The organism is Winogradskyella ursingii (assembly GCF_013403975.1).
GTDB classification, from domain to species: Bacteria; Bacteroidota; Bacteroidia; order Flavobacteriales; family Flavobacteriaceae; genus Winogradskyella; species Winogradskyella ursingii.
Map to the genome: position 1 here is coordinate 616,137 of NZ_JABFDH010000003.1, position 13,424 is coordinate 629,560.

Consider the following 13,424-nt stretch of genomic DNA (forward strand, 5'->3'; position numbering starts at 1 on the left):
TTTTTTTGTTTCCACGAAAGTGAAAATTTGTTTATTCTATTCATTTAAAATCAAAAACTCTATTTTTTGATTCCTGACTTCTCTGGAATGACACCACTCCTAACTCCCACTAACATTCTATCATTACCATTGAGATCCTGACGTAATTCTACGTCCACAAATCCTAAGTTTAAGAGCAATTGTTTTGTTTCGTTTCCAAGATACTGGTTAATTTCAAAAAATAGGTGTCCATTAGGTTTCAAATTATTAATAGCATAATTAGTGATGGCTTTGTAAAATTGTAATGGATTATTATCCTCTACAAATAGTGCTAAATGCGGTTCGTTGTCAAGGACATTGGGTTTTATTTCTTTCTTTTCAAGATTTCTAACGTATGGTGGATTGGACACTACCACGTCAAACTCCAAATTATCAAAAATCAAATTCCAACGGTCTTCATCTAAAATATTTGTCTTTAAAAACTGAACCTTAACCTCATTAATTTCGGCGTTTTGCTTCGCAACTTCTAATGCTTCTTCGGAAACATCTAAAGCAAAAACCTCTGCATTTGGTAGGTTTTTAGCTAGACTAATTGCAATGCAACCGCTTCCGGTACCAATGTCTAAAACTCTAAAAGACTTCTCGGCAACGCTTGAAGTGACAGAACTTAAAATCCAGTCGACAAGTTCTTCAGTTTCTTGTCTTGGGATAAGGACCTTTTTATTCACTTTAAACTTTAATCCGTAGAATTCCGTTTCTCCCAATATATATTGTATCGGCTCTTGTTGTTTTAACTTTTCCAGGGCATTAAAAAAATCATCGTATTCCGATTTTGTCAATGTGAATTCTGGCTGTAATGCCAATTGAAACCTAGGTAAATCGAGATAAAATTCGGTACAGAGAAAAAAGAAGCTTTCCACTTCATTTCTTCCGTAAATGTCATCTAATTCTTTATGAAAAATGGATTTGAGTTCTGTTGCTTTCAAACTTATAAATCTTTGAGCATCCAAACCGAACAGTTGTAATGACCTGTATCTCCCATAGGTGCATCGATACTATTAAACCCAGCTTTTCTGTATAGTTTTCTGGCATCGTCCATGTACGGCATTGTTTCTAGGTAGCATTGTTCAAATTTCGCTTTTTTTGCAAATTCAAGACATTTTTGCATCATTTGGCTGCCGATGCCTTTTCCACGAATTTCAGCCATAAAATACATTTTTTGTAATTCGCAGATGTTACCTGTATAATTATCCAAAGGCGAAATGCCTGCACCACCATATATTTTTCCATCTTTTTCAACTACAAAATAAGCTTTACGCGGTTGATTGTAGGTTTCAGTCATGCAATTTAGTGCTTTATCTTCATAGGCCGTACCAACTTTTGGAACTCCCATTTCAATTAATACCGAACGGATAGCTTGGGCAATCTTGGCATCGTCCTTGGCTTCAATTTCTCTAATTACATAGTTATTTGCACTCACTTTATTATCTTATTTTTGTGGCATCAAATTTAAGAATTAAGATGCATATCTATTCAATTCAGATACTGTAATTACCACAAATTTTTAGAGTGAATACTGACGAAATTTACATAACTCGATGTTTGCAGATTGCCAAAAATGGATTAGGCACCACACGACCAAATCCAATGGTTGGTGCAGTTGTCGTTTTTGATAACCAGATTATTGGTGAAGGTTTTACAAGTATATATGGTGGAAATCACGCAGAGGTAAATGCCATTAATTCCGTAAGGGACAAATCGAAATTAAATAAAAGCACACTCTACGTCACGCTAGAACCTTGTAGCCATTTTGGCAAGACACCACCTTGTAGCGACCTAATTATTAAGCACAAAATCCCAAAAGTGGTGATTGGTTGTGTGGACGATAATCCTGAAGTTTCTGGAAAAGGAATCAAAAAACTGAAGTCATCCGGTTGCAACGTCATCGTTGGTGTTTTAAGCAATGAATGTAAGCTTCATCATAAGCGATTTTTCACCTTTCACAACAAAAAAAGACCTTATATTATTTTGAAATGGGCTGAAACCAAAGATGGTTTTATTGCCCCAAAATCTAAAAACGAAAAAAAACCGATTTGGATCACCAATAAATTCTCACGACAATTAGTGCATAAATGGCGTGCCGAAGAGCAGAGTATTCTGGTAGGAACAAAAACTGTGATAGAAGATAATCCAAGTTTGACAGTTAGGGATTGGACAGGCGAAAATCCTGTACGAGTGGTTTTGGACAAAGTTTCGAAATTAAAAAACGAACTGCATATTTTTAATAATGAAGCTACTACTTTAAAAATAACAGAATGCGACATTAATTTCAACGAGAAAATAGCACCACAAGTTTGTTCATTATTATATAACCAAAATATTAATTCAATTATAGTTGAAGGTGGTGCAAAAACGCTTCAGACATTTATTGATGAAAATATTTGGGACGAAGCACGGCTATTTATTGGAAATTCGGAATTTAAGGAAGGTACAAAAGCACCTCGGTTAAAAGGAAATTTAACTTCTGAAACTAAAATTGAAACCGATATTTTAAGAATTTATAGTAACAATAATGATATTCCGAATCACGTATAGAATGACAGAGAATGATTAAAACACTAATTTTCGATTTTGGTGATGTCTTTATTAATTTAGACAAGCAGGGAGCAATGAGCAATGCCTTGAATCTGTTTAACATTGAGACTTTTGAAAACGATATGCTTACCGCCAATATAAATTATGAAATTGGTAAAATTTCAACTTCGGAATTTATAGATTTTTACCTCACCAAATTTCCAGATCTTAATGCTTCGAAAATTAAAGAAGCTTGGAACTACCTTATTAAAGACTTCCCTCAATACCGATTGGAATTTGTAAAATCCTTAGCACGTGACGGCAAATACCAACTCATTTTATTGAGCAACACCAATGCCATGCATATTGACTTTATTAAAAGTAAAGTAGCATTTTATGAAGAATTTAAATCTTGTTTTGATGTATTCTATCTATCACAAGAAATTAACCTTAGAAAAGCAAACGCCAATGTCTTCAAGTTTCTACTAAAAGAAAATAACCTCAACGCTAATGAATGCCTCTTTATTGATGACACCAAAGAGAATACAGATACTGCAGAGAAAATGGGATTCCATGTATGGAATATTGATGAAACAAGCGAAGACGTTGTAGATTTATTAAGCATTAAAAAGGACATTTTATGATCTATCTATTGTTGAGCGTCCTTTCATCGACAGCCATTTTTGTTCTGTTTAAACTTTTTACAAAGTACAATGTCAATACGTTACAAGCCATTGTAGTCAATTATTTTGTGGCTTTTGGCTGTGGCATTTTTTTTACAAAGAACAGTTTGACCGTATCGGAAATAGTTGCGTCCAATTGGTTTTTTGGCGCTCTTTTTTTGGGGTTTATGTTTATTGCCATATTTAATGTTATGGCGTTAACCGCTCAGAAAAATGGACTTTCCGTGGCATCTGTTGCCAGTAAAATGAGTGTGGTAATTCCTGTGATTTTTGGAATTTATGTCTTTAAAGAAAGTGCTGGCGCACAGAAAATCACCGGAATTATTTTAGCTCTTTTTGCGGTTTACCTTACATCCATAAAGAAAAAAGAGAACGCAGATTTGAGCAAAGCCATTTATTTGCCCATATTATTGTTTTTAGGCTCGGGAATTATTGACACGTCCATCAACTATTTTGCTCCAGACGATAATATTTCACTGTTTTCGGCCACTATTTTTGCAATTGCAGCAGTCATCGGTACATGTATTCTGATCTACAAACAATTAGCATTGAAAAGCAAATTTGAATTCAGGTGCATCCCTTTAGGTGCACTTTTGGGATTTGTAAACTATAGTTCAATTTACTTTTTGTTGATGGCTCTGCGCATTAAGGATCTTGAAAGCTCTACTCTATTCACTGTGAACAATGTTGCTATTGTGGCGTTTTCAACCCTTGTTGGATTAATGCTTTTTAAAGAAAAGATCTCTGTCAAAAACTGGATAGGGATAGCCATTGCATTATTATCTATTACCTTGGTAACATTGGCCAGATGAACACAAAGGATACATATAAAACCATTTTAAAACCTGCTGAGGGAGAGATTTTTAAAGATAAAAACAGTAAGTTTTATGGTTTTGCATTTCCGGTTATAGATGAAGATGAAATTAAATTACATATTGAAAACCTCAAAAAAGAACATTATTCTGCGAGACATTGGTGCTACGCCTATCAATTGGGACTTGACGATGCCACCTACAGAGCCAACGACGATGGCGAGCCCAGTAATTCTGCAGGAATGCCCATTTACGGACAAATACAGTCTTTTGATTTGACCAATATACTCATCATCGTTGTTCGTTATTATGGTGGAGTAAAACTTGGTGTCGGTGGTTTAATCAACGCATACAGGACTGCGGCACAATGGGCTATCGAATCTGCAAAAATTGTTGAGAAAACAATTGACGATAAATTTCAACTAAAGTTTGAATATAAGCACATGAGCAAAGTAATGCGATTACTTAAAGAACATGATGCCGAAATAACAAAACAAAAAATGGAACTGGATTGTTTGTTGGAAATATCTGTCAGAAAAAGTACTAGTTTAAAAATTCTTGAAATTTTTAACAGTTTTTACGGAGTAGAAATCATTAGATTATAACGAATAATTTTGCAGTTTGTCTAAAAGATATTTTGGGCATCTTGTCGGCCTATTCTTTTCTACATCTATAAAAGCCAAAATTGTATTACCTGTTGCTAATAAATCATCTTTTTCATTTGTCAATTCATAATTGAATTCGATCGATGCTGTCGGCATTTTTTTTAGTGTAGTTTTTACTTTAAGCACATCGTCGTAACGAGCTGAATTTTTGTAATTTATAGATAATGAAATTACTGGCAACATTATGCCGTCGGCTTCCATCCTGCGGTATGTAAGCCCAAACTCACGAAGCCATTCTGTACGACCCACCTCAAAATACTGTGCATAGTTGGCGTGATACACAACTCCCATCTGATCTGTCTCGCCATATCGCACTCTTAGTTTTGTTTCGTTAAATTTCATTTTAATGGGTCTGTTTAATAAAAAAATTGTAATTTTCAGTCGTTTTAAACATGGGGAAAAAATTCTGAAAATTCTATAAAATTTGATTTTTTTATTAAGAATTTTGTTCACATATTTGTCTCGTTAATCAACAAGGGAATTCTGCTTCTCTTTTTTTTTACTAAACTAACTAACGTCAAAAATCTAACTTAAAAAATGAGTGTAACAGCACAATCTGTATGGAGTAATTGTCTTGAATTTATAAAGGATAATATACAACCGCAAGCTTATAAAACTTGGTTTGAACCCATAGAAGCTGTTAAACTTACCCAAAATGCGTTAAGCATTCAAGTGCCAAGTAAATTTTTCTATGAGTGGCTCGAGGAACATTATGTAAAGATCCTTAAAGTAGCTTTAACCAAAGAAATCGGAGAAGACGCTAAGTTGGTATATGTCATAAAGATGGAAAACACTTATGGCAACAAGCAACCATTTACGGAAAAAATTCCAAGCTCAAATAGGTCTGCTGTAAAATCACAAGATGTAGATGTACCTTTTAACAACAAAAGTCCAGAACTAAAAAATCCATTTATCATTCCTGGTATTAGAAATGTAAAGATTGAGTCGCAACTTAATCCTAGTTATAGTTTCGAAAATTTTCTTGAGGGTGATTCTAATAGATTAGCTAGAAATGCAGGTATTGCTGTGGCTAATAAGCCTGGCGGCACTTCGTTTAATCCATTATTAATTTTTGGTGGTGTTGGTCTTGGCAAAACACATTTAGCGCATGCCATTGGCGTAGATATTAAAGATAAGTACCCAGAGAAAACAGTACTTTATATTTCTGCAGAAAAATTTACGCAACAATATATTGACTCAGTCAAGAAGAACAATAGAAACGATTTTATTCATTTCTATCAAATTATTGATGTTTTAATTATTGATGATGTCCAGTTTCTTTCTGGTAAAACTGGGACACAAGATGTGTTCTTTCATATTTTTAACCATTTGCATCAAAACGGGAAGCAAGTCATTTTAACAAGCGACAAAGCACCTGTTGATATGCAGGATATTGAACAACGTCTACTTTCTCGTTTTAAATGGGGACTTTCAGCTGAATTGCAGACACCGGATTTTGAAACTAGAGTTTCTATTTTAAAGAATAAACTTTATAGGGACGGTGTTGAAATGCCAGAAGAAATAGTACATTATGTTGCAAAGCACATTAAAACAAATGTAAGGGAGCTTGAAGGTGCCATTATTTCGTTAATTGCACAATCTTCTTTTAATAAAAAGGAAATCACAATTAACCTAGCCAAAGACATTGTTGAGAAATTTGTGAAAAATACCAAACGTGAGGTTTCAATTGATTACATACAAAAGGTAGTTTCGGATTATTTTCAGATGGATGTTGGTACGTTGCAATCCAAAACACGTAAGCGCCATATTGTACAAGCGAGACAATTGGCCATGTTTTTTGCGAAAAAATACACCAAAGCTTCTTTGGCAAGTATCGGTTCTCAAATTGGCCAAAGAGACCATGCTACCGTACTGCACGCTTGTAAAACTGTCAATAATTTATCTTCTACGGATAAGCAATTCAGAAAATATGTAGAAGACCTTTCAAAAAAATTATCGCTATAAACTTTTAGGATAATGACACGTATTTTAATGGTATGTTTAGGTAATATTTGCCGCTCACCATTAGCACATGGTATTTTACAATCTCAGATTTCAAATCAAAATTTTCATATAGATTCTGCGGGAACAGGTGCTTACCATATTGGTAACCCACCAGATCCCAGATCCATATCAGTGGCTAAAAAATACGGCTTAGATATTAGCAACCAAAAAGCCAGACAGTTTAAGGCTGAGGACTTTGACGCTTTTGATATCATATACGCCATGGACAAATCTAACTATGATAATATTATTAAACTCGCAAGAACTAAAGATGACGTTAAAAAAGTAAAACTTTTTTTGGACGAAAACCCTTTAGTATCAGACAAAAATGTACCTGACCCTTATTACGGTGGCGAAGATGGTTTTGAAACTGTTTACAATTTAGTTGCTAATACTTGCAAATTAATCGTAAAGAAATTAAATCTTGCTCAATAATATTTTGGTAAATATAGAACCTCACTTTTTTGTATCTTAGATAATCACCTAATTACTTTATCTATGAAAAAGTTCGCTCTTGTTTTTGCACTTTTATTTGGTGTCCATGTCTTTTCCCAAGATTTAACATTACAGTTATTTGCTTCTAACCTTAATAATCCCGTGAACATCAAACACGCTGGAGACGACCGTTTATTCGTGGCAGAACGAGGTGGTTTTATCAAAATAGTCAATGCAGACGGATCACTTGAACCAACACCTTTTTTGGATATAGACGGCATTGTAAGCAATTCAGGTGGCGAACGCGGTTTATTAGGTTTGGCATTTCATCCAAATTACTCAAGCAACGGTTACTTTTTTGTAAACTACATAAATAATGATGGTGACACAGTAATATCAAGATTTTCGAGAGATTCCAGTAATCCTAATTTGGCCGATGATAATTCGGAATTGATAATTTTATCTTACGACCAACCATTTAGCAATCATAATGGAGGAGATATGCATTTTGGACCAGATGGATTTTTATATATTTCATCAGGTGATGGAGGTGATGGTGGCGACCCTCTAAATAACGCACAAACCTTGAATAATAATTTGCTAGGAAAATTGCTTAGAATAGATGTCAATAATTCTAATGCTTCTAACCCTTATACCATTCCAGCCGACAACCCTTTTGTTGGTAATACTAATGCTAGTGATGAAATATGGGTTTATGGTCTGAGGAATCCGTGGAAATTTTCATTTGACAGAACAACTAGTGAGTTATGGATTGGTGATGTTGGACAGGGTGAAAACGAAGAAATAAATTTAGCCTCTAGTTCTGAAGCCGGTTTAAATTATGGTTGGAGATGTTACGAAGGTAATGATCCTTTTAACACCACTGGATGCCCTCCTTCAAATACCTTAACATTTCCAATTGCAGAATACAACCACAATAATGATGGAGCTTTCAAATGCTCAATAACTGGTGGTTATAGATACAGAGGTTTATTATTTCCAAATTTTGAAGGGATTTACTTTTTTGCAGACTTTTGCAGTGGCGAGATCGGTACCTTAATTTTCAACGGAACCTCTTGGGATATGGAGTTCAATACATTCTCTGGTAGTTGGTCAGCTTTTGGCGAAGACGTAAATGGAGAACTTTACGTTGCCGATCTGGGCTCAGGTGATATTTACGCCCTTCTGGATGCAGCTGCACTAAATAATCAGGATTTGGATATTAACGACGTTTCTATTTATCCAAACCCTACCAATGAAAGTCTTTATATAAATTTTACGGGTAGAAAAAATAATACTCCATCTACTATTTCTATATTTAATTTGCAAGGTCAACTCGTAATCACAAACTATATAACAGAAAGTAAAATTGAAAAAATTGATGTCTCCGGTTTTGCAAAAGGCTTCTATCTTTTACGTATAGAAACCGAAGATGGTTTTAACATGACACAAAAAATAGTTATAGACTAATGAATTCTAACAAAGGGAAACTTTATCTAATACCAACTAGACTTGGTGACAATCCACCTTTAGAAGTACTACCAATTTCAATCAAAAAAATTATAGAGCAATTAGACCATTATATTGTAGAAAACGAAAAAACCGCAAGACGTTTTATTAAACGAATTTCGCCCAATAAATCCCAGTCTTCATTAGTACTAAGAGTACTCAACAAATATACCACAGACCAAGAACGCGATACTTACCTCAATCCATGTCTTGAAGGTATTTCAGTTGGCTTGCTCTCTGAAGCGGGATGTCCAGCCATTGCCGATCCAGGCTCTGATATTGTTAGTTTGGCACATCAATTAGATATACAAGTAGTGCCGTTGGTTGGACCTTCATCAATTCTTTTGGCTTTAATGGCTTCAGGTATGAACGGACAAGGCTTTACATTTAATGGGTATTTGCCAATTGACAAAAATGAAAGAAAATCCAAGTTGAAGTTGATGGAACGTCTATCATCTGAGCACCAACAAGCCCAGATTTTTATTGAAACTCCTTATCGAAACAATAAAATGCTTGAAGATATCTCCTCAGTACTTCAGCCACAAACTAGAGTTTGTGTAGCATGCGATTTAACTTTGCCTTCAGAATATATAAAAACAATGACCGCTAACGATTGGAAAAATAATAAAGAAGATTTTCACAAAAGACCTGCCATCTTTATAATTCAAAAAGATTAAATAAGAGCTTTTGCTTTCTTTTTAGGCTTGATTACAGAAGTATCGTATCCAGCAAATTTTTTAAGATAATGTTTTACTGTAGATCCGTAGGCGTCAGAAAAGTTACTTCCACCAAAACTACGTAAATACTTTTTAACAGTTCCTGGACCAGCCAAATGAGCGGCAGCTAATATACCAGATTCTGTTACTTTTATTCCTCCTATTACTTTACCTTCAAAGCGTTTAATGTCTTTACGTAAAATCCATTTATTACGCTCTGTATTTGCAATAAAAGCTTTTTCCTGCAACTCAGGATTATATAAAAATTGATTTGGATTATAGATACCAATAAGCTTTAAAGTTTCTGCACCAAATTGATACTTGCCTAAATAGCCAAGTGTATTTACAGTAAAGTAATCTCCTTGAGATTCTTTAAACGCCAATGCCTCTTTAAACCCTTCAAAAGATTTACCAAGATTTGGGGTGTAAATTTTATAAGTTTCGGATGCATCATCGAGCATGGCTAGCTCTTTTGAAAAATTGTAATTCAATTCCAATCCTTCTGTGGAATAATCCTCAAGGTTTAGAGTTGAATTTGGATATAATGCCAATGCAAGCATTAGACAAAATGAAAAGGGTAAAATAAAATTCTTAATGCTATTTTTATTCATAACAGCCTATCTCTTTTATTGCAAAACATTTCCCCAAATAGCTTTGCCAAAATTCGCGTGCAAATATACAACTATTTTTCAATTGCTGAAAATGAGGCAATTATCTGTTAAAATTTTAACTTAAAAGTAGATATAATGCCATTTTACCCGACCACGGTTATTAAATTCAAGTGCTGGAAATGGTATCTTAATTACGTTAAAAACGCTAAAAATAGTTTTTAGTACGTTAGAATTTGTCCTAATCCGAGTTAAATCGACATCCAAACTTAGATAAAATTGTCTAGTTCTATTTTGATCAGGAAACAGAGGATCATTGGCATCTCCTGTGAGCATTCCTTCAGCACCATAACCCAGTGCCAAATTCAACCAATTGGGTATACTTCCAGTCTTTAGAAATGAATTAACGTTAGCGCTTAACCAATACGTCTGTCCATTATAATCCTTTAAAAATTCTTCGGCTAAGCCATTACCTAATATATCTGGACGCTTTTGCGCAAATCTTGTCCTGTGGAAGGAATATTTTAGTAATATACGCTGCTCTTCCCAGAGTAATTCTTGACCAATATACAATCCCGTACCAGCTGCATTAGCCGCCATGTCTGACCATGAAAAACCCCATTCCTGAGAGAAACCGTCAAAAATTTCGACCGCTGTTAAAAATCCAAGACCCAAAGTGCCGCCATACAGTAGCTGGTCTTTTTGAGAAACACCTGCCCAATTTAAAGTGTTTGCACCTAATCTACCTAATTGATAGGATGAAAAGACGTGGCCTAACTTATCCATTTGCAACCACTCATTGCTATCATTAATAGTTTTAAAACTTGAACGTGGATAATCTGAGTACCATAGTTGATCTAAGCTCACAAGTGTTATTGTAGCTAAAGATGCTTCCGTAATCACAACAGTATTTCTTCGTTGCTTGTTTAAGCTATCACTTCGTTTTAAAAACGAATTTATCCCAGATTGGGAACTAACGGAAAAACTTATAAATAAAAAGCAAATGATATGATAGCGATGCCATTTCAAAATTACCGGTTAATTCCCTGAGAAGAAAGATAGCGCTGATACTCACGTGCATTAACATTATGCTGGGAAAGTGTTTTGGCAAATTTATGGTATCCAATACGCTTAGCGTCTGCTGCAAAATAGAGATAATTATGTTTTTCATAATTTAACACAGCATTTATGGCAGACATATCTGGCATGGCTATTAGACCAGGTGGGAGCCCTGCATTCTTATAGGTATTATATGGTGAATCAATCTCTTTATGGACATTCAATACGCGTCTTATGATTGTATTTTTATATTGAGGCAGTTGATATGCTGCAAACTTCAAAGTTGGATCTGCTTGAAGCGGCATTCCAATTTTTAATCTATTGATATAAACGCCAGCGACTCTTGGTTGCTCATCTGCCTTTTTAGATTCTTCATGTACAATTGATGCTAAGGCTATAACTTCGCTTGGAGTTAAATTTAGCGCTTCCGCTTTTGATTTTCTGGTATCTGTCCAAAACCGATTGTATTCTTTCAGCATTCTATTTCTAAATTCTTCTGCCGTCGTGTTCCAGAAAAATTCGTAACTATTAGGCAAATACATACCGAGAGCTGTGGCTTTTGAAAATCCATTCTTGTTTAAAAAGGAAGAGTCTGTCATTGCTTTATATAGCGACACACTATCTGCCTCAATTTCACTAGCTACACGACCTGCCAATGCTTCTAACGAATTTTGATTATTAAAAGCGAGCTTTAAGGGCAAGTTTTTACTTCTAATAGAGTTGATAATTTCATTATTATTCATGCCTTTTGAAAGGGCAAAACGACCAGCCTTTATATTTGTGGTGTATTTTTTTTGATTTGCTAAGGCATCAAACGTATTAATATTATCCAAAAGTGGCACCAATTGCTTACGCACTTGATTGTAATTGGCATTGGATGGGACATATATATATTCGGTTTGTTTGCTAAATTTGGTATTTGGTTTGAACATCGCACCATATATATAGAAGGCTATAACTGCAAATATGACTAGACCAATAATTGCAATGGCCCAAAGAATTTTTTTTATATACATTAATTATTATTTATATGTTGAAGAATATATTCGTCCAAAAACTGAGTTCCGTCATAGTTCCAATCTTTTTTCAACCCAATTTTTTTAAATCCATTATTTTCAAATAATTTTAAACTCGCGTGATTAGTTTCAGAGATATTGGCATAAACTTGATGCAAGTGCAATACCTTAAAACAATAGTTAAGCAATAATTGTAATGCTTCTTTACCAAAGCCTTTAGAGCGATCGGCTTCTGTTTTTATAAGAATTCCGATACCTGCGCGCTTATTTTTAGCGTCAAAATCGAACACATCAATTAATCCAATAGCTTTGGATTTGGCATTGCATATGGCCAAGCGCAATTGTTTGGCTTCAAAAATGTCTTGTTGGGCATTTTTGAGATAATTTCTTATTAAATGTCGTGAGTATGGTGTTAATGTATCGCTTAATGACCAAAGTGACGAATCATTTTCAATCTCGTAAACAAAATCTAAATCTTCTGGCTCTAAGGCTCGTAGATATATATGCTCCCCTTTTAGCGTTACCATGCTATTTCCCCTTTAAAAACTTGTTCTGCTGGTCCGATTAACCAAATATCGCTATAGCCTTGCTTCTGCGGCTTGAAGTTTATCTTAAGTTCTCCGCCAAGTGTTTTCAATTTCACGGACTCTGCATTTGTTTTTCCGCTTTTATGCATTGCCAAAGCTACTGCAGTCACGCCTGTACCACAAGAGAGGGTTTCGTTCTCTACACCTCTTTCGTATGTTCTAACTGCAAAACTATCATCAGAAGTTTGCTCAACAAAATTGACATTGCTTCCCTCATGATTATAAGGTGCACCATATCTTATTTTTGAACCTTGAGATTTTACTTCGAAATTTGTAAGGTTAGAAACCAATTCCACATGATGTGGAGAACCTGTGTCTAAAAATTGATGCTTTTCGAATTGTTGTATCTCTTCGACATTCTTCATTTGTAAATGGACCAAACCATTTTCAATTTTCGCTTCGTGCATACCGTCAATAGCCAAAAACTTTGTAGAATTTTCGATTATTCCCAAAAACCGAGCAAAGGCTACAATGCATCTACCTCCATTACCACACATGCTACTTTCGTTACCGTCAGAATTATAATAAACCATTTTAAAATCTGATTGTTCATCATTTTCTAAAAGTATAAAACCATCCGCTCCAATGCCAAAACGTCTGTCACAAAGCTGCTCAATACGTTTGGTATCATTTTTGTTTATCTTAAGTAAACGATTATCTACTATAATAAAGTCGTTTCCAGTGCCTTGATATTTATAAAATGTCATTGTCATAATTACCCGCAAATATAGTAATTATACCTTTGAAAAAGGCTTGTTAAATAGTAGTTAAAGTTGA

16 protein-coding genes are annotated in these 13,424 nt (G+C 34.7%); 8 read left to right on the forward strand and 8 right to left on the reverse strand.

What is annotated here, in order from left to right:
- Positions 1 to 59 precede the first annotated feature (59 nt).
- Together prmC and HM983_RS10205 are read right to left on the reverse strand one after the other, a co-directional pair.
- The gene (gene prmC, locus HM983_RS10200) at positions 60 to 965 is read right to left on the reverse strand and encodes a peptide chain release factor N(5)-glutamine methyltransferase (protein ID WP_179345306.1); all 906 of its coding nucleotides are present in this window, start codon (positions 963 to 965) and stop codon (positions 60 to 62) included.
- A gap of 2 nt (positions 966 to 967) precedes the next feature.
- A complete protein-coding gene (locus HM983_RS10205) occupies positions 968 to 1,459 on the reverse strand; it encodes a GNAT family N-acetyltransferase (protein WP_317166962.1) in 492 nt (163 codons plus the stop codon).
- A gap of 89 nt (positions 1,460 to 1,548) precedes the next feature.
- On the opposite strand from HM983_RS10205, the gene ribD reads away from it, so the two are divergent.
- The 4 genes from ribD to HM983_RS10225 are packed head-to-tail and all read left to right on the forward strand — an operon-like array spanning position 1,549 to position 4,653.
- Positions 1,549 to 2,574: a bifunctional diaminohydroxyphosphoribosylaminopyrimidine deaminase/5-amino-6-(5-phosphoribosylamino)uracil reductase RibD gene (gene ribD / locus HM983_RS10210; protein ID WP_179345307.1), complete on the forward strand. Its 1,026-nt coding sequence runs from the start codon at positions 1,549 to 1,551 to the stop codon at positions 2,572 to 2,574.
- A gap of 11 nt (positions 2,575 to 2,585) precedes the next feature.
- On the forward strand, positions 2,586 to 3,197 hold the full coding sequence (locus HM983_RS10215) for an HAD-IA family hydrolase (protein ID WP_179345308.1): 612 nt from the start codon (positions 2,586 to 2,588) through the stop codon (positions 3,195 to 3,197).
- A complete protein-coding gene (locus tag HM983_RS10220) occupies positions 3,194 to 4,048 on the forward strand; it encodes a DMT family transporter (protein ID WP_179345309.1) in 855 nt (284 codons plus the stop codon). Before HM983_RS10215 ends, HM983_RS10220 begins: the two co-directional genes overlap by 4 nt.
- Positions 4,045 to 4,653, forward strand: coding sequence for an IMPACT family protein (locus tag HM983_RS10225; protein ID WP_179345310.1), 609 nt, complete (start codon positions 4,045 to 4,047; stop codon positions 4,651 to 4,653). Before HM983_RS10220 ends, HM983_RS10225 begins: the two co-directional genes overlap by 4 nt.
- Here the strand turns inward: HM983_RS10225 and HM983_RS10230 are convergent.
- Complete coding sequence (locus HM983_RS10230) at positions 4,648 to 5,055, reverse strand: acyl-CoA thioesterase (RefSeq protein WP_179345311.1); 408 nt, start codon at positions 5,053 to 5,055, stop codon at positions 4,648 to 4,650. The two genes, HM983_RS10225 and HM983_RS10230, sit on opposite strands and share 6 nt — an antisense overlap.
- Before the next feature lie 195 nt (positions 5,056 to 5,250).
- On the opposite strand from HM983_RS10230, the gene dnaA reads away from it, so the two are divergent.
- The 4 genes from dnaA to HM983_RS10250 all read left to right on the forward strand — a co-directional run bounded on the left by dnaA (position 5,251) and on the right by HM983_RS10250 (position 9,338).
- On the forward strand, positions 5,251 to 6,678 hold the full coding sequence (gene dnaA / locus HM983_RS10235; RefSeq protein WP_179345312.1) for a chromosomal replication initiator protein DnaA: 1,428 nt from the start codon (positions 5,251 to 5,253) through the stop codon (positions 6,676 to 6,678).
- A gap of 12 nt (positions 6,679 to 6,690) precedes the next feature.
- Positions 6,691 to 7,152 carry a low molecular weight protein-tyrosine-phosphatase gene (locus HM983_RS10240; protein WP_179345313.1) on the forward strand — a complete coding sequence of 154 codons (462 nt, stop codon included), beginning with the start codon at positions 6,691 to 6,693 and terminating at the stop codon, positions 7,150 to 7,152.
- Between the two features lie 63 nt (positions 7,153 to 7,215).
- Entirely contained in the window at positions 7,216 to 8,622 is a 1,407-nt protein-coding gene (locus tag HM983_RS10245; protein WP_179345314.1) for a PQQ-dependent sugar dehydrogenase, read from the forward strand.
- Entirely contained in the window at positions 8,622 to 9,338 is a 717-nt protein-coding gene (locus HM983_RS10250; protein ID WP_179345315.1) for an SAM-dependent methyltransferase, read from the forward strand. The genes HM983_RS10245 and HM983_RS10250 overlap by 1 nt, the downstream gene beginning before the upstream one ends.
- On the opposite strand, the gene HM983_RS10255 is transcribed toward HM983_RS10250, so the two are convergent.
- The 5 genes from HM983_RS10255 to dapF all read right to left on the reverse strand — a co-directional run bounded on the left by HM983_RS10255 (position 9,335) and on the right by dapF (position 13,360).
- Complete coding sequence (locus HM983_RS10255; RefSeq protein ID WP_179345316.1) at positions 9,335 to 9,988, reverse strand: peptidoglycan-binding protein LysM; 654 nt, start codon at positions 9,986 to 9,988, stop codon at positions 9,335 to 9,337. The genes HM983_RS10250 and HM983_RS10255 overlap by 4 nt on opposite strands.
- A 120-nt stretch (positions 9,989 to 10,108) precedes the next feature.
- Entirely contained in the window at positions 10,109 to 11,014 is a 906-nt protein-coding gene (locus HM983_RS10260) for a DUF2279 domain-containing protein (RefSeq protein WP_179345317.1), read from the reverse strand.
- A gap of 2 nt (positions 11,015 to 11,016) precedes the next feature.
- Positions 11,017 to 12,060: an endolytic transglycosylase MltG gene (gene mltG, locus HM983_RS10265; protein ID WP_179345318.1), complete on the reverse strand. Its 1,044-nt coding sequence runs from the start codon at positions 12,058 to 12,060 to the stop codon at positions 11,017 to 11,019.
- A complete protein-coding gene (locus tag HM983_RS10270; protein ID WP_179345319.1) occupies positions 12,060 to 12,587 on the reverse strand; it encodes a GNAT family N-acetyltransferase in 528 nt (175 codons plus the stop codon). Before HM983_RS10270 ends, mltG begins: the two co-directional genes overlap by 1 nt.
- Positions 12,581 to 13,360 (reverse strand): diaminopimelate epimerase, encoded by a 780-nt coding sequence (gene dapF, locus HM983_RS10275; protein ID WP_179345320.1) that lies wholly within the window; start codon positions 13,358 to 13,360, stop codon positions 12,581 to 12,583. The genes HM983_RS10270 and dapF overlap by 7 nt, the downstream gene beginning before the upstream one ends.
- Positions 13,361 to 13,424: the final 64 nt, after the last annotated feature.